Genomic DNA, 15796 nt, shown 5'->3' with positions numbered 1-15796 from the left:
TCGCCGGCTGAGGCCAGCCAGGGGCGGCGCGCCCGGACGGGCCGCCGCCGGAGCCGTCAAGCCGCCGAGGCGATCCCCAGGAAATCCGCCGCGACCAGGCTGGCGCCACCGACCAGTGCGCCGTCCACGTGCGGCAATGCCAGAATGGCCTTGGCGTTGCCCGGCTTCACGGACCCGCCATAAAGGATGCGCAGGCCCTCGCCCGCTGCGCCGAAGCAATGCACCAGCTCGGCGCGGATGCGCGCATGCATGGCGGCGATGTCCTCTTCCGTGGGGGTGCGGCCGGTGCCGATGGCCCAGACGGGCTCATAAGCCACCACACCCCCGGCCTCCGCGAAGCCCTGAGGCAGGCTCCCGGCAAGCTGCGCTGCGACCACGCCCTCAGCCTCGCCGGACACGCGCTGCGCTTCGCTCTCGCCGACGCACACGACCGGCACCAGCCCGGCCTTCAGCGCCGCCTCGGCCTTGCGCAGCACCACCTCGTCGGTTTCTCCATGGTCGGCGCGGCGCTCGGAATGGCCTAGGATGACATAGGTGGCGCCCAGATCGGCCAGCATGGGCGCCGACACGTCACCCGTGTGCGCGCCCTTCGGCGCCGCATGGCAATCCTGCGCGCCCAGGGCCACGGCGCCGCCCAGCGCCTCCTTCACCGGGATCAGGTAGGGAAAGGGCGGGCAGACCAGCAGCTCCGCATCCTTGACGCTGCCGGCGGCGACGCCGGAGGCCAGCGCGCTGGCCTCGGCCAGGCTGCCATGCATTTTCCAGTTGCCGGCGATCAGCGGGCGCACGCCTGGGGTCATCCTCGTCCTGTCCTTCCCGGAAGTTCACTTCCCTGGCGCTACAGGGGGCGGGGGCGTTTGGCAACTGCGCCGCTTTTGCCTATGGTCCGCCGACTTCAGACCCGCGGAAAACAATGCTCACTGCCCTGCGCCGCCTCGCCAGCACCTGGCTTGCCAAACTGCTCTTCGTTCTGCTGATCCTGTCCTTCGCCATTTGGGGCATCGAGGACATCGTGCGCAATTTCGGCCGCGACGGTGCCGTGGCGCGGGTGGGCGGCGAGGCCATCGAATTGCCGGAAGCTCAGATGGCGGCCCGGCGCGAGATGCAGCGCATCCAGCGCCAGCTCGGCGGCGCCATGGAGATCACGCCGCAGATGAGCGGCGCCATCGCCCGCCAGTCAGTGGAATCCCTGGTCATGGACCGGGTGCAGCGGCAGGAGGCCGCGCGGCTGCGCCTGGCCGCGCCTGAGGCGGCACTGCGCGACTATGTCTTCTCCATCCCCTCTTTTCAGAGCGTCGACGGCCGTTTCAGCCGCCCTGTGTTCGACAGCTTCCTGCGCAACAACAACCTGACCGAGCCGGCCTTCCTGCAGTTGCTGCGCGCCGATCTGGAACGCCAGCAAATGGTGGGCGCGGTGCGCGCCGGCGCTTCCGGACCCGAGACCCTGGTTCGCCCTCTTCTGGCCTGGGAGCGCGAGCGGCGCGTGGCCAATCTGGTACGCCTGCCACTGGCCGCCGCCGCCGAGCCCGGGGCGCCCACGCCCGAACAGCTCGCACGCTTCCACGAGAACAACCCGGATCGCTTTTCCTCTCCGGAATACCGCCGCTACAGCGTGGCCGTGCTGTCCCCCGAAGTACTGGCGCCGGAGATCGAGGTGAGCGAGGCCGATCTTCGCGCCGCCTATGAGCAGCGGCGCAGCCAGTTCGAGACGCCTGAGAGGCGCACCATCGAACAGGCGGTGATGTTGTCCGAGGAGGCTGCCCGAGCCGTGGCCGAACAGTGGCGCGGAGGAACCGACTTCGCCGCGATCGAGGCGGCGGCGCGGGCCGCAGGTGGACAGGCCGTGTCCCTCGGCACCACCGACCGTGAGGGCATGCCGCTTCCGGAGCTGGCCGATGCTGCCTTTTCGCTGGCCGCTGGCGGCGTCAGCGACCCGCTGCAGACGCCGTTTGGCTGGCATGTGGTGAAGGTGGTTTCGGTGGAGGCCGGTGATGACCGGGGCTTCGAGGCGGTGAAGGGCCAGGTGGCCGCCGCCGTGAAGCAGGAGCGCGCCCTCGACATCGCCTATGACCGCGCCAACCAGGTGGAGGATGTGCTGGCCGGCGGAACCCCGCTTGCCGAGGCGGCGCAGCGCTTCGGCCTGGGTTTCGCGACGGTGACCACGGATTCAGGCGGCCGCACGCCGGACAGGGGTGCGGCCGAGCTGCCGCTCGCGGGCGGCGCTCGCGACATCGCGTTGCGCGCCATCTTTGAGGCGCAGCCGGGCGAGATGCCGCGCCTGGTGGAAGCCGGGCAGACCGCACTTTTCGCCTTCACCATCGACGAGGTCATCCCCCCGGCGCTGAGGCCATTGGCCGAGGTCGAGGACGCCGTGCGCTCCGGCTGGACACGTGACGCGCGCCGCCGCTCGCAGGAAGAGCGCGCCGCCGCATTACTTGCCGCCGTCAAGGGCGGCCAGTCCCTGGCCGATGCTGCCCGGCAGGCAGGGCTTGCGGTGCAGCGCACCGCCCCGTTCGGCCGTGGCCCGGCGCAGGGCCAGCCGCAGCCCTTGCCCGCCGAGCTGCTGGGCCCGGTATTCTCGACCCCGCTCAACCAGGCCACCATGGCCGAAACGGCGGAAGGCTTCGCCGTGGCCGAGGTTGCGCAGGTCCTGCCCTTTGATCCGGACCAAGACCAGCTCGCTCTGGGGCAGACACGCGGCACGGTGGAGCAGGCGATGCTCGCGGATCTGGAACAGCAATACCTGTCCGCCCTGCGGGCCCGTGCCGAGGTGACCTACAATGCCGAGATGCTCGGCCAGGTGACCGCGCCATGAGCGCTCCCTTCCGTCACGAGGCTCCGCCGGCATGAACACGCTGAAGCCGCTGCTCGCCCGCCTGGCCCAGGGCGAAACGCTTTCGGAATCGGAGGCCGAGAGCGGGTTCGGCATCATCATGGAAGGCGAGGCGACCCCGGCACAGATCGCCGGCTTGCTGATGGCCATGCGGCTGCGCGGCGAAACGGTGGCCGAGATGACCGGCGCCGTGCGTGCCATGCGGGCCCGCATGACCGCCATCGAGGCCCCGCCCGGCACCATCGACCTGGTCGGCACAGGCGGCGACGGCGCCGGCACGCTGAACATCTCCACCGCCGCCGCCATGGTGGTGGCGGGTGCGGGCGTGAAGGTCGCCAAGCACGGCAACCGCGCGCTGTCTTCAAGATCCGGCGCCTCCGACGCGCTGGCTGCCCTCGGCATCAATCTCGACCTGCCCTTCGAGGAACTGCCGCGCGTGCTGCGCGAAGCCGGCATGGTCTTCCTGGCGGCGCCGCGGCACCATTCCGCCCTGCGCCATGCCGCCGGCCCCCGGATCGAACTCGGCACTCGCACCATTTTCAACCTGCTCGGGCCCCTGACCAACCCGGCGCGGGTCAAGCGGCAGATGACCGGCGCCTTCGCCCCGCAATGGCTGCGGCCAATGGCCGAAACGCTCGCGGCCACCGGCAGCGAACGGGCCTGGCTGGTGCACGGCATGGGGCTTGACGAATTGACGCTCGCCGGGCCGAGCCATGTGGTGGAACTGCATGATGGCCGCTTCCGAGAGTTCACCCTGAGCCCTGCGGATGCCGGTCTGCCCGAAGCGCCTACGGAGGCGCTGGCCGGCGGCGACCCGGCGCACAATGCCGCCGCCCTGGAAGCGCTGCTGCGCGGTGCCGCCGGCCCTTACCGCGACTGCGTGGTCCTGAATGCCGCCGCCGCCCTTGTTGTTGCCGGTGAATCGAACGATCTGCGGGAGGCCGCCACCCGGGCCGCCCGCTCCATCGAGGAGGGTGCAGCCCTCGCCGTGCTGGAGCGGCTACGGCTTGCCACCCGTCCGGCCGCAGACGCCTGACCGATCAAGAAAGTTGCCCCTGTGAACGCGACCGACACGCTGCACGACACGCTGCTCCGCATCCTGGCGGACAAGGAGCGGGAGGTGGCCGCCCGCAAGGAAGCGGTGCCGCTGGAAGAGATGGAGCGCCGCGCCCGGGAGGTGGCCCCGCCGCGCGACTTCACCGGGGCGCTCTGCGATGCCGTCGCGGATGGAAGGATCGGGCTGATCGCCGAGATCAAGCGCGCTTCCCCTTCGGGCGGACTGATCCGCGATCCCTTTGATCCCGCAGCGCTGGCCAGGGATTACTGCGATGCAGGGGCCGCCTGTCTGTCGGTGCTGACGGATGAGCCCTATTTCCAGGGCAGGCCCGCCGACCTTGTCACCGCCCGCGCCGCCTGTCCCCTTCCCGCGCTGCGCAAGGACTTCATGATCGACCCCTACCAGGTGTTCGAGGCGCGGGCGATGGGTGCCGACTGTATCCTGCTGATCCTGGCGGCCCTGTCCGACGGCCAGGCGCGGGAGTTGGAGGGCCTTGCCCGCAGCCTCGACATGGCGGTGCTGGCCGAAGTTCATGATCAGGCCGAGCTGGACCGCGCGCTGGGTCTGCATACCCGCCTGATCGGGGTCAACAACCGTAACCTGCGTACACTGAAGACCGATCTGGCGACCGCCGAGGCGCTGGTACCGGGCATCCCTGCCGACCGCATTCCGGTGGCCGAGAGCGGCCTGCGCAACCCCGAGGATGTGCGCCGTATGGCCGCCATAGGAGCGCGCTGCATCCTGGTGGGCGAGCACCTGCTGCGGCAGCCCGATGTCAGCGCCGCCGCCCGCGCCATGGTGCAGGCGAGATGAGCGAGGGCGGCGGCGAAGGCTTCGACCCGCCCTTGCCGCCGCGCGGCGAGCGGGAACCGGCAGGCAAGCCAGGAAGCGCGCAGGGCGGCTTCACTCATTTCGATGCCGAGGGCAGCGCCGTCATGGTCGATGTCTCGGCCAAGCCCCCGACGGAGCGCCTCGCCATTGCCCGGGGATGCGTGCAGATGGCGCCGGAAACCCTGTCCGCCATCCAGGCCGGGGGCATCGGCAAGGGCGACGTGCTGGGTATTGCGCGCGTCGCCGGCATCATGGCGGCGAAGCGCACCGCGGATCTGATCCCGCTCTGCCATCCCCTTGCCCTGACCTCGGTAAAGCTTGATCTGGTGCCGCAGGCGCCGGGCAGTGTGGCAATCGAAGCACGGGTGAAGACCACCGGTCCCACCGGCGTGGAGATGGAAGCGCTGACCGCCGTTTCCGTCGCCGCACTGACCATCTACGACATGTGCAAGGCAATCGACCGCGGCATGCGGTTGGAGAACATCCACCTGGCCCGCAAGGAAGGCGGCAAGTCGGGGCTGTGGGAGGCGTCCCGGTGATCCCGGTCGAGGAAGCCCGCACCCGCATCCTGGACGCCCTTCGTCCCACGGGTGCCGAAAGCGTTGCCCTGCCGGAAGCCTGGAACCGTGTGCTGGCTACACCGGTGCATGCTCGGCTGACCCAGCCGCCCGCCGACGTGTCGGCCATGGATGGCTATGCCGTGCGCGCCGCCGATGCGAGCCAGGGTGCCCGGCTGCGTGTCACCGGCAGTGCGCCGGCGGGCCATCCCTTTTCCGGCAGGGTCGGTCCCGGCGAGGCCGTGCGCATCTTCACCGGTGCCGTGGTCCCCGCAGGTGCCGATGGCATCCTGTTGCAAGAGGATGCGATGCCGGAAGGCGGCTCCGTGCTGGTGGAAGAAGCCGTGGCCTCCGGGCGCTGGATCCGTCGCGCCGGGCTTGACTTCACAGCCGGCGACCTGCTGCTGCCGGCCGGTCGGCAACTGACGGCGCGCGACATCGGCCTCGCCGCCGCCGCCAATCACCCCTGGCTCAGCGTACACCGTCAGCCGCGCATCGGCATCCTCGCCACGGGCGACGAGATCGTGCTGCCCGGCGAACCTCTCCCGCCCGGCGGCATCGTATCCTCCAATGCCCATGCCCTGGCCGCCCTGGTGCGGGCCGCAGGAGGAGTGCCGCTGGTGCTGCCCATCGCCCGCGACGATGTGAACGCCATTGCCGCCGCCGCGTCGGAGGCGCGCTTCTGCGACCTGATGCTCACCACTGGCGGCGCCAGCGTGGGCGAACACGACCTGATCCAGCAGGCACTGGGTCCGCAAGGCTTCGCATTGGATTTTTGGAAGATCGCCATGCGGCCGGGCAAGCCGCTCATCTGGGGCAGGCTCGGTCAGACCCCGCTGCTCGGCCTTCCGGGCAATCCGGTTTCCGCACTGGTTTGCGGCGTGTTGTTCCTTTGGCCTGCTCTGGCAGTGCTGCGCGGCCGGCCCGCCGCCGCTCCGCCGCTGCGCCCGGCGATCCTGGGAACGCCCCTGCCGCAGAATGACCGGCGCGAGGACTACCTTCGGGCAACGGTGACCCGCCGCGAAGATGGCGTTCTGCAAGTCACCCCCGCTTCCCGCCAGGACAGTTCGATGCTCCGAACACTGGCCGGCTGCGACGCGCTGATCCGGCGTGCTCCGGACGCTCCGGGTCTTGACGCCGGAGCCTGGACGGAGGCGCTCATTCTGTCCGAGCTCGGTATCTGAACGGTGCCGCAGAGGCGTCGCAGTCCGCTGTGTTGAGAATCGGGACGATCCTCTGTTGACGGCACACCAAGAACTTTCCTAGAACATCGTACGGGTTGCTGCTTTGTTCGCAACCGCACACGCCGCCGATCCGGCCGTTCCGGGGAGCCCCGCATGCTCACGCGCAAGCAACATGAGTTGCTGATTTTCATCGACAATCACCTGCGCAGCACAGGCTTCTCGCCCTCCTTCGAGGAAATGAAGGAGGCGTTGCAGTTGAAGTCCAAATCGGGAATCCACCGCCTGATCACGGCGTTGGAGGAACGTGGATTCCTTCGTCGCCGCGCCCACCGTGCACGGGCCCTGGAGGTGCTTCGCCTGCCGGAAAGCGTGGCTCCCGCGCCCCGGACCGACACCGCCCGGGCGGCAACCGCCTTTGCTCCCAATGTCATTCGCGGGAACTTCGCCTCCAATCTTCCTGGGGCCAGCCGCAATGCGCAGGATGCCGCTGCGGTTCACCTCCCGCTCTATGGCCGCATTGCTGCCGGCCAGCCGATCGAGGCGCTGCGGGACCAGGGCAGCACGGTGGAGGTGCCCGCCGCGCTGCTGGGTGGCGGTGATCACTACGCGTTGGAGGTTGCGGGCGACTCCATGGAGGGTGCCGGTATCCTGGATGGCGACACCGTCATCATCCGCCGCGGCGACATCGCGGACAATGGATCGGTGGTGGTGGCCCTGGTGGACGAGAACGAGGTGACGCTGAAGCGGCTGCGGCGCAAGGGCAATTCCATCGCTCTGGAAGCGGCCAATCCGCGATACGAGACGCGCATCTTCGGCCCGGACCGGGTCAAGGTGCAGGGCCGCCTGGTAGGGCTTCTCCGCCGCTACTGAGTGCGCGTCGCCTGTTGCTCCATCTCCCGGCGCTTCCAGGCCGGGAGGGGGGGTGGCGGGACCCAAGGGCGGTCGCCCCGCGCGGCCCGGTCCGACAGCACCCTTACACCGTCGGTTCCCAGCCAGATCGCATGGGCCCCGTCACGCCAGACGCTGAACCGGTCCACGACGCCTACCCCCCGGCAGCGTCCCCGGATCGGTTCAGCCGAGACCATCAGCGTCGCATCATCGCAATAGGCCAGCGCCCTCACCTCCTCCGCCTCTTGCCCACGCTTGGGTCTCGGCACACGGATCAGCATGGCCACCGGCCCACCTGCTATCGGCTGGAAGCGGCAGGTCCGGTCTTCGCAGCGCAACGTGCCGTTTTCCGGCCCTCCGTCAGACGGCAGCGCCTCTGCATCATCCTCTCCCATGCTGCGCAACCAGTTGGCCCTCACAAAGCCGGAAGCGCCGGTGTTGCGCTGAATGATCATGCCTTCCTCGGTCCGGAAGGCGATCAGCCGCGCATCGGCGGAAACCAGCATGTCCGGCGGTGTCACGAAAAATGCGCCGAGCAGGCCGGCCATCGCCACCGGCGCGCCCCACCAGCGCCAACGCATGCGCCAGAGGCAGAGCCACAACAAGCCGAAAGTGGCCAGCAGCAAGCCCGCCGGCGGAATTGGGAATGCCGTGAGAGCGGCGCCCGGCCAGGACGCCACGGTTCGCGCCGTGAACAGCGTTGCCTCGACCCCCAGCCCCATGACGCGCAGGGCCCATTCTTCCAGGCCGAACGGCATGAGGGCAGCCGCCAGCATTCCTGCCGGCATGACGATGAAGGAGGTCAGCGGCACCGCCACCATGTTGGCCGCCACGCCGTAAAGCTGCAGCCGGCCAAAATGATGCAAGCCGTAGGGGGTCGTCGCCAGCCCCGCCAGAAAGGAAGTCAGCACTGATCCCGCAAGCAGGACCACCGGCCGCCGCCACCATTCCGGGCCGCGCTGCCACCGCAACATGAAGCGTCCGCTCAACTCGGCGCCTGCGATGAGCACGAGGACGGCGGCGAAGCTCATTTGGAAGGACGGGCCGAGAAGCGCCGCCGGTTGAACCGCCATGACGATCATGGCAGCAAGACCCAGGACGCGCAGGGACAATGCGCGCCGCCCCAGCATGACACCCAGGGTGACCACCGCAGCCATGGCAAAGGATCGTTGCATGGGCACCTGCGCACCCGTCAGCATAAGGTAACCGAAGCCCAGCAGCAGCGCTCCGGGCGCCGCGATCTTCTTGCTGTCCCAGCGCAGGGCAATGGCCGGGACCAGCGCTATCATGAAGCGTACCACGCCGAATCCCAGCCCCATCACGATCGCAATGTGCAGACCCGAGACGGACAGCAGGTGGGCCAACCCTGAATCCCGCATGGCGATCATGTCGTCGTCTGGAATGCCACTCTGACTGCCGGTCAGCAACGCGGCTGCGATGGCACCTTGTCCGCCGTGCAGCACGGCCATGACCCGCCGTTCCAGAACCGTCCGGGCCTGGCCGAAGGGCGCCTTTTCACGTGCTCCCTCCAGCCGTTCCGCCGGCCCTAGGGCGAAGCCGGAGCCACCCAGCCCGCTGAAATAGGCATCACGCTGAAAGTCCCAGCCCCCGGGATAAGGCGGCGCCGAGGGAGGTCGGATCAATGCCCGTAGCCGGATCCGCTCGCCCGGCAGGGGCTGAAGCGGATCATCAGCCCGCAGCCGGATGCGCAGGAAGCGCGGCAGAACCGGCTCTTCCGGGGCAAAGCGTGCTTCTGTCAGGGTCACGCGGAGGCCTTTCGGCAACATGTCCACCGCTTCAACCAGCCCTTCCACGATGACCGCCGTGCGCGGAAGGTCGAGCGGCGGCGGCATCCGGGCGGCGTGCCAGCCAGCCAGGGCGAAACCCAGGCTGGCCATGCCGGCCAAGCCCAGCAGCCAGGCAGCCAAGGCGCGTCGTCGGAGCGCCACAGCGGCCACCAGGAGCGGCAGAGGCAGGACCCACCAGGCAGCGGAAGGTTCATTCGCAACGGAGAAGTAGGCGATGATGCCGGTACCCATGGCCACGGGGAGCCACAAGGGCAGGCGGTGCCACTCGGCGGCCATCAGCTCCAACAGAGCCGCCCATGTCTTTTTGGCGATGGAATTATCTCCGGATCATCAACTTATGCGCGCACTCTACAGCAGGCGTCCGGGGTGATAGAAGCGTCTGCTCGAAGGAATTCGCCGAGCCATGACCGTACGCACCCGCTTCGCCCCCTCGCCTACCGGATACCTGCACATCGGCGGTGCCCGGACGGCGTTGTTCAACTACCTTTTTGCCCGCCATCATGGCGGCCAGTACCTGCTGCGCATCGAGGACACGGACCGTGCCCGATCCACCCCGGAAGCGGTGGCACAGATTCTGGAAAGCCTCGACTGGCTGGGCTTGCAGGCTGACGAGAAGCCGGTGATGCAGAGCACGCGCGAGCTCCGCCATGCTGAGGTGGCGCGCGAATTGCTGGCTGCCGGCAAGGCGTACCAGTGCTTCTGCACGCCGGAAGAACTGACCGAGATGCGTGAGACGGCCATGAAGGAGGGCCGCCCGCCCCGTTACGATGGCCGCTGGCGCGACCGCGACCCTGCTGAGGCGCCTGCAGGCGTGAAGCCCGTCATCCGCATCAAGGCTCCGCGCCAGGGCGAGACGGTGATCAACGACCTCGTCCAGGGCGAGGTGCGGGTGAAGAACACCGAGCTGGATGACATGATCATCCTGCGGTCGGATGGGACGCCCACATACCTGCACGCGGTGGTGGTGGACGACCATGACATGGCCATCACCCATGTGATCCGCGGTGACGACCACCTGACTAACACCTTCCGCCAGGTCATGGTCTACGATGCTATGGGCTGGACGCGGCCGCACTTCGCTCATGTGCCGCTGATCCATGGCGCGGACGGCGCCAAGCTGTCCAAGCGTCATGGCGCTGTGGGCGCGCTGGAGTTCCGCGACCAGGGCTACCTGCCCGAAGCGCTGTGCAATTATCTTCTGCGCCTGGGCTGGGGCCATGGAGACGAGGAATTCGTTCCGCGAGAGCGTGCCATCCAGCTCTTTGAGCTAAAGGATGTCGGCCGCGCCGCCAGCCGCATGGACTACGCCAAGCTGACACATCTGAATGCCCAGTACCTGCGGCAGAAGGATTCGGACGCGGTGACTGGCGAGGTGCTGGAGATCCTGCGACGCAGCGGTCCGCTGCCGCAGGGAGCCGCCACCACCATCCGCGCGCTGATGCCGGACATTCAGCCGCGTGCCCGCACCCTGAACGAGGCCGCCGCCATGTGCGGCTTCGCCATCGCCACGATCCCTCTGACCTTCGAGCCCAAGGCGCAGGCGCAGCTGACGGCTGAAGCCAGGGCGCGGCTGCTCGACCTGGCCGAATTTCTGTCCGAGGCGCCCTGGGAGCGCGAGGATCTCGACAAGTGGCTGCGCGACTATGCCGAAGTGAAGGAGATCAAGCTTGGCGCTGTCGCCCAGCCGCTGCGCGCAGCACTGACAGGCTCCACCCAGTCGCCGCCGATCGACGCCGTGCTGTTTGCCCTGGGACGGGAAGAAGCCTTGACGCGGATCAGGGCGGCGGCGGACTCCTGAGGGATACTGCCCTTCAAACTTCCTACGGACGAGGTGATCTTCTGTATCCGCGACCGGGCAGCGCGGCCGGGCCTGCCCGGCCGTAGCCCAAGTCTGAGCTTTCTCGCGCGTCCCGAATTGGTCGTTGCGGCCTCTGGTGGGAGAGGCTAGCCCCTCTCAGCGTTCACCCGAAGCTGGCGAAGACCCGCCGGTCACGGTTGTCCTGCATCAGCCGGCTGATACTTGGCACCTTCTCGAAGCCGAGGCCGGCTGGCAACGCCTCCTCATCTTCCAGCGTCACCTTCGCGTAAGACTCGCCGCCGACCTTCTCCCACTTCCCGGCCGGCTTCTTGACCTCGAGGTTGACCACGGTAGCCTTCAGCACCAAACGAACAATGGCCTCTTTCGGGGCATTCGGCTTGGTCAGACTCGGATGCCCGCAGATCATCTGCCAGCCATTCTTCAGGGCCCAGGCCGTGAGCGCGTCCTTGTCCATGGGGACAATCTCCTTGATCCACTGGGAGCCTAGCGGCAGGCCACCCGGCGGCGACAGGGGCGGCCCGCACAATTCGCCACACGACGCTCTTTCCCTTCGCGTTACGGCAGGTCATGACTCGGCTCTCGCAGGCGCGGACGGCTCTCGCCCGCCGCGTGCCGGGATTGCCGGGAGATCGCCCTCGTGAACCAAGCCCTTCTTGCCGAGCTGCGCACCACGCAGTCCGGCCTCGCCACCATCCGCCAGGACATCCACGCCCATCCCGAGATGGGTATGGAGGAGAAGCGGACCTCTGCCCTGGTGGCCGCCAAGCTGCGGGAATATGGGTTGGAGGTGTCCGAAGGTGTGGGCAAGTACGGCGTCGTCGGCACGCTGAAGGGCAAGCTGCCTGGCCAGCGCGCCATTGGACTGCGCGCCGATATGGACGCGCTGCTGATCCATGAGGCCACCGGCTTGCCCTATGCTTCCACCAACCAGGGCACCATGCATGCCTGTGGGCATGACGGCCACACCACCATGCTGCTTGGCGCGGCGCAGCACCTTTCGCGGCACCGCGATTTCGGGGGCACGGTGCATTTCATCTTCCAGCCAGCCGAGGAAGGCCGCGGTGGCGCCAAGGCCATGCTGGCGGACGGGCTTTTCGAACGCTTCCCGGTGGATGCCGTCTATGGCCTGCACAATGAGCCATCCTTGCCGCTGGGCCGCTTCGCCATCCGCTCCGGCCCCTTCATGGCGGCGCCGGACCGTTGGGTTGTCACTTTCCGCGGCACGGGTGGCCATGGCGGGGCCGCAGCGCATCTCTCCACCGATGTTACCGTGCTGCAGGCACAGTTCATCCTGGCACTGCAGACCATCGTCAGCCGCAACATCTCCGCGATCGAGGCCGGGGTGGTCAGCGTCGGCGCCATCGAGGGCGGCTCCTTCGGCTCCACCAACGTCATGCCGTCGGAAATCCGGGTGGGCGGCACGGCGCGCTCCTTCCTTCCGCATGTTCGCGACACGATCGAGCGCCGCATGACCGAACTGGCCCAGGGGCTGGCCGCCAGCTTCGGCTGCCAGGCGGAGGTAAATTACCGCCGCAATGGCACGCCGCTGGTGAACCACTCGGAGCAGACTGCGATCGCCGTGGCGGCCGCCGCAGCCCTGGTCGGCGCCAACCAGACCGATGGCAATGCCCAGCCCGTCACCGGGGGCGAGGACTTCGCCTATATGCTGGAGGCCCGCCCCGGCGCCTTCATCTTCATGGGCCAAGGTGCCGGGGGGGCCACCTCCGAGGGGCTGCACACGCCGACCTATAACTTCAACGATGACGCCATCCCTTACGGCGTCGGCTACTGGGTCAGCCTGGTACGGGAAGAGCTTGAACTCGCCTGATGTTTCGGCCGGCCGGGGCGTCCACGCTCAGGCCGGCAGCGTCACCACCGCCGACAGCCCGCCGCCCACCCGGTTGGCCAGCACCACGTCACCCCCATGCGCGCGCAGGATATTGCGCGCAATGGGCAGACCGAGGCCGGTGCCGCCCGTTTCGCGGTTGCGGCTGGTTTCCAGCCGGCGAAAAGGCTGGAACACTGCTTCCAGCGACTCTTCCGGGATGCCGGGGCCGTCATCCTCCACCCATAGCCGCACCAGCCCCGCGGCGACCCCGCTCTTGCCGTCCAGACGGATGCGAACCCGTCCGCCATAATTCAGGGCGTTGCCGACCAGATTGGCCAGAGCCCGCTTCAGCGCGATAGGCCGCGCATGGATGCGCAGCCGCTCAGGCCCTTCGTAGGCCGCATCCTCGTTGGAAAGTTCGGGCCGGGCGTCGGTGGCCTCGTCCAGCACTGTGCGGCACAACGCAGCGAGGTCGAGCGGTACCGAGGGCTCGGTCGCGGCGTCGTCGCGGGCGAAGGCCAGGGTGGCGTTGACCATCGCTTCCATCTCATCAAGATCGGCCAGCATCTTTCGTCGCTGCTCGTCATCGTCGAGGAACTCCGCGCGGAGGCGCAGCCGGGTGATGGGGGTGCGCAGATCATGCCCAATGGCCGCCAGCATCTGCGTGCGGTCGCCGACGAAGCGACGGATGCGCTCGGCCATGGTGTTGAAGGCTCGTGCCGCGGTGGCCACCTCGTGCGGCCCATTCTCGGGCAGCGGCGGCGCGTTGACGTCACGTCCCAGTCGCTCGGCGGCGCGGGCCAGCGCGGAGACAGGCCGCGTCAGCCGCCGGGTCGCCCACAGGATCAGGCCCAGCGCCGCGCCTGTCATCAGCAGAAAGGCGACAAGAAAGGTTTCGGAGTGCCAGGGCCGCGGCGGCGGCAGTTCCAGCATCAGGTTGACCCAGTTGTCGTCCGGCAGCTGCGCCGCGACCACCAGCATCCCCGGCCCAGGCCCATTGGCCAGCAGCAGCGAGCGGGGCCGGAGCCGTGCAGGCAGCAGGCGCCATTTGCGCAACTCGAACAGTTCCACCAGCCCGGGCGTGGCCCTCGGCATGCCGGGCCTCACCGCCGGCACCGGCGACAACTCGGCCCGTAGGCCGCGCATCAGATCGACCTCAAACAGCATGGCCTCGCGCCGGTCCGCCGGGGCGAGGATGGCCGTGCGCCAGAAGATGAAGGCCCGTCCGGCAATCTCGCGCGACACGGTGATGCGCTGGAGGTCCAGCCGATCCAGCGCGTGGATGGTCAGGCCTGCCGTTTGCACCATTGTCAGGGCGAGGGTCAGGAACAGCGCCGTTCGACCAGCCAGGCTGGTCGGCAGGAAACGGCGGATCATGCCTTCTCAGCCGGCGCGCGGGCGCTCAGAAATGCGCCTCCGCTGGGCCGGACGCCGCGGCAGTGGCCCGATCCGCCGTTTTCTCCACAGTGGCCGCCAAAACATAGCCGCCGCCGCGCACCGTCTTGATCAGGCTGGGGTTTCGTCCGTCATCCTCCAGCTTGCGCCGCAGCCGGGACACCGCAACATCGATGGCGCGATCGAACGGGCCGGCCTGCCGCCCACGCAGCAGGTCCATCAGCATGTCGCGGGTCAGCACCCGGTTGGGCCGCTCCACCAGCACCATCAACAACTCATATTCGCCGCCGGTCAGCGGAACCTCGACACCGTCTTGATTCAACAGGCGCCGCCGCGCCGGCTCCAGCGTCCAGCCGGCAAAGCTGATGGCCTTGGCAGGAGGGTCCTGCGTGGCCGTCCCTTCGCCATTGGCTCTGCGCAGGACCGCCCGGATGCGGGCGAGAAGCTCGCGCGGGTTGAACGGCTTGGCGACGTAATCGTCGGCGCCCAACTCCAGACCGACGATGCGGTCGGTTTCCTCGCTCATGGCTGTCAGCATGACGATGGGCACATCCGACTGGCTGCGCAGCCAGCGCGCAAATTCCAGGCCAGACTCCCCAGGCAGCATCAGGTCCAGCACCACCAGGTGATAGCGGCCCAGCGGCCAGAGGCGACGCGCTTCCCGGGCATCGCGTGCGGCCGAAACGCGACACGACTGCCGTTCGAGGAACTTCGACAGCAGATCGCGGATTTCCCGGTCATCATCGACGACGAGGATATGCGGGGGGGGTTCCATATTCTCGACCATAATGCGGATATGGCGATGCCGCCTGCCTGGCATGTTACAGGTTTTTTCGATTCCATGTGTTGTTGCATTTCGTTTCAAAGGGTACCGCAATGACATGTGGTGCAAGCACGGAAAGCGCACCACTGCCGGGCGCGCTGCCGGCCTGGGTGGAGGCGGGCCTTGCCGCCCTTTGCGTTGCTGATCCCGATTTTGCGTCCATCATTCCGGCTGCGGGGCCACTGCCTTGGCGAAGCCGCTCCCGCGGCTTCGGCGGGCTGGCGCGCACCGTTCTCGGGCAGCAGATCAGCAATCAGGCCGCGGAGGCGATCTGGCGCCGCTTCTCTGCCCTCCCCGGCGCCTCCACGCCCGAAGGCATGCTGACACTGACCGATGAAGAGTTGCGGATCGCGGGGTTGTCGCGGCCCAAAGTGGCCCATCTTCGGAGCCTGGCAGCTGCGTGCCTGGACGGATCGTTGCGGCTCCATGAGTTGCCGGGGATGTCTGATGAGGTGGCCATAGACCATCTGGCGGCGCAGCGAGGCCTCGGTCCATGGACTGCGCAGGTCCATCTGCTGTTCGCCGAGGACCGGGCCGACATCTTTCCTTATGCCGATGTGGCCCTGGCGGCGTCGGTGCAGCATCTGAAGCAATTGTCGGCTCGACCCTCAGCCCCTGCCCTGATCGGCATCTCGGACCTGTGGCGGCCCTGGCGCTCACTGGCGGCACGCCTGCTGTGGCACCACTGGCGGCATGTGACAGGCCGTCCGGCCGGAGAATCCGGCTGAGCCGGGGTGGCCGTCCGCGCAGCCGCGTGACAATCTCGCGGCACC

Annotated in this window: 14 protein-coding genes; 9 read left to right on the top strand and 5 right to left on the bottom strand. The window is 68.3% G+C overall.

All coding sequences use genetic code 11. The annotated features are described in order from the left end of the window. Positions 1-56: 56 nt before the first annotated feature. Positions 57-788, bottom strand: coding sequence for a triose-phosphate isomerase (tpiA, locus tag ACFOD4_RS06215; RefSeq protein ID WP_379595267.1), 732 nt, complete (start codon positions 786-788; stop codon positions 57-59). A gap of 125 nt (positions 789-913) precedes the next feature. Here tpiA and ACFOD4_RS06210 point away from each other — a divergent pair, with 125 nt between their 5' ends. The 6 genes from ACFOD4_RS06210 to lexA all read left to right on the top strand — a co-directional run bounded on the left by ACFOD4_RS06210 (position 914) and on the right by lexA (position 7332). Beyond that, on the top strand, positions 914-2815 hold the full coding sequence (locus ACFOD4_RS06210; RefSeq protein WP_379595069.1) for a peptidylprolyl isomerase: 1902 nt from the start codon (positions 914-916) through the stop codon (positions 2813-2815). A gap of 31 nt (positions 2816-2846) precedes the next feature. After that, entirely contained in the window at positions 2847-3869 is a 1023-nt protein-coding gene (gene trpD, locus ACFOD4_RS06205) for an anthranilate phosphoribosyltransferase (protein WP_379595068.1), read from the top strand. A 21-nt stretch (positions 3870-3890) separates the two neighbouring features. Next, a complete protein-coding gene (gene trpC, locus ACFOD4_RS06200) occupies positions 3891-4703 on the top strand; it encodes an indole-3-glycerol phosphate synthase TrpC (protein ID WP_379595067.1) in 813 nt (270 codons plus the stop codon). After that, a complete protein-coding gene (gene moaC / locus ACFOD4_RS06195; protein ID WP_379595066.1) occupies positions 4700-5260 on the top strand; it encodes a cyclic pyranopterin monophosphate synthase MoaC in 561 nt (186 codons plus the stop codon). Before trpC ends, moaC begins: the two co-directional genes overlap by 4 nt. After that, positions 5257-6462, top strand: coding sequence for a molybdopterin molybdotransferase MoeA (locus tag ACFOD4_RS06190; RefSeq protein WP_379595065.1), 1206 nt, complete (start codon positions 5257-5259; stop codon positions 6460-6462). Before moaC ends, ACFOD4_RS06190 begins: the two co-directional genes overlap by 4 nt. A gap of 153 nt (positions 6463-6615) precedes the next feature. After that, entirely contained in the window at positions 6616-7332 is a 717-nt protein-coding gene (gene lexA, locus ACFOD4_RS06185) for a transcriptional repressor LexA (RefSeq protein WP_379595064.1), read from the top strand. Here lexA and ACFOD4_RS06180 read toward each other — a convergent pair. Next, positions 7326-9434: a ComEC/Rec2 family competence protein gene (locus ACFOD4_RS06180; protein WP_379595063.1), complete on the bottom strand. Its 2109-nt coding sequence runs from the start codon at positions 9432-9434 to the stop codon at positions 7326-7328. The two genes, lexA and ACFOD4_RS06180, sit on opposite strands and share 7 nt — an antisense overlap. 127 nt (positions 9435-9561) lie before the next feature. Between ACFOD4_RS06180 and gltX the strand changes: the two genes are divergently transcribed. Continuing rightward, positions 9562-10956, top strand: coding sequence for a glutamate--tRNA ligase (gene gltX / locus ACFOD4_RS06175; RefSeq protein WP_379595062.1), 1395 nt, complete (start codon positions 9562-9564; stop codon positions 10954-10956). Positions 10957-11119: 163 nt separating this feature from the next. On the opposite strand, the gene ACFOD4_RS06170 is transcribed toward gltX, so the two are convergent. Then, complete coding sequence (locus ACFOD4_RS06170; RefSeq protein WP_379595061.1) at positions 11120-11431, bottom strand: hypothetical protein; 312 nt, start codon at positions 11429-11431, stop codon at positions 11120-11122. A gap of 183 nt (positions 11432-11614) precedes the next feature. Here ACFOD4_RS06170 and ACFOD4_RS06165 point away from each other — a divergent pair, with 183 nt between their 5' ends. After that, positions 11615-12805, top strand: coding sequence for a M20 aminoacylase family protein (locus ACFOD4_RS06165; protein ID WP_379595060.1), 1191 nt, complete (start codon positions 11615-11617; stop codon positions 12803-12805). Positions 12806-12832: 27 nt separating this feature from the next. On the opposite strand, the gene ACFOD4_RS06160 is transcribed toward ACFOD4_RS06165, so the two are convergent. Both ACFOD4_RS06160 and ACFOD4_RS06155 read right to left on the bottom strand, forming a co-directional pair. Then, the gene (locus ACFOD4_RS06160) at positions 12833-14182 is read right to left on the bottom strand and encodes an ATP-binding protein (RefSeq protein WP_379595059.1); all 1350 of its coding nucleotides are present in this window, start codon (positions 14180-14182) and stop codon (positions 12833-12835) included. A gap of 25 nt (positions 14183-14207) precedes the next feature. Beyond that, a complete protein-coding gene (locus ACFOD4_RS06155) occupies positions 14208-14975 on the bottom strand; it encodes a response regulator (protein WP_379595266.1) in 768 nt (255 codons plus the stop codon). 101 nt (positions 14976-15076) lie between these two features. On the opposite strand from ACFOD4_RS06155, the gene ACFOD4_RS06150 reads away from it, so the two are divergent. Then, the gene (locus ACFOD4_RS06150) at positions 15077-15751 is read left to right on the top strand and encodes a DNA-3-methyladenine glycosylase family protein (RefSeq protein WP_379595058.1); all 675 of its coding nucleotides are present in this window, start codon (positions 15077-15079) and stop codon (positions 15749-15751) included. Positions 15752-15796 lie beyond the last annotated feature (45 nt).

Origin of the sequence: Teichococcus globiformis (assembly GCF_042646265.1) — a bacterium.
Lineage (GTDB): Bacteria > Pseudomonadota > Alphaproteobacteria > Acetobacterales > Acetobacteraceae > Pseudoroseomonas > Pseudoroseomonas globiformis.
This window is presented reverse-complemented; position numbering and strand designations above follow the sequence as displayed.

Bases quoted from the DNA above. Each gene is read 5' to 3' on its own strand.
- moaC (WP_379595066.1), top strand. From the start codon at position 4,700: ATGAGCGAGGGCGGCGGCGAAGGCTTCGACCCGCCCTTGCCGCCGCGC.
- lexA (WP_379595064.1), top strand. From the start codon at position 6,616: ATGCTCACGCGCAAGCAACATGAGTTGCTGATTTTCATCGACAATCAC.
- ACFOD4_RS06180 (WP_379595063.1), bottom strand. From the start codon at position 9,434: ATGGCCGCCGAGTGGCACCGCCTGCCCTTGTGGCTCCCCGTGGCCATG.
- ACFOD4_RS06170 (WP_379595061.1), bottom strand. From the start codon at position 11,431: ATGGACAAGGACGCGCTCACGGCCTGGGCCCTGAAGAATGGCTGGCAG.
- ACFOD4_RS06155 (WP_379595266.1), bottom strand. From the start codon at position 14,975: ATGGAACCCCCCCCGCATATCCTCGTCGTCGATGATGACCGGGAAATC.
- ACFOD4_RS06210 (WP_379595069.1), top strand. From the start codon at position 914: ATGCTCACTGCCCTGCGCCGCCTCGCCAGCACCTGGCTTGCCAAACTG.
- gltX (WP_379595062.1), top strand. From the start codon at position 9,562: ATGACCGTACGCACCCGCTTCGCCCCCTCGCCTACCGGATACCTGCAC.
- trpD (WP_379595068.1), top strand. From the start codon at position 2,847: ATGAACACGCTGAAGCCGCTGCTCGCCCGCCTGGCCCAGGGCGAAACG.
- ACFOD4_RS06160 (WP_379595059.1), bottom strand. From the start codon at position 14,182: ATGATCCGCCGTTTCCTGCCGACCAGCCTGGCTGGTCGAACGGCGCTG.
- ACFOD4_RS06150 (WP_379595058.1), top strand. From the start codon at position 15,077: ATGACATGTGGTGCAAGCACGGAAAGCGCACCACTGCCGGGCGCGCTG.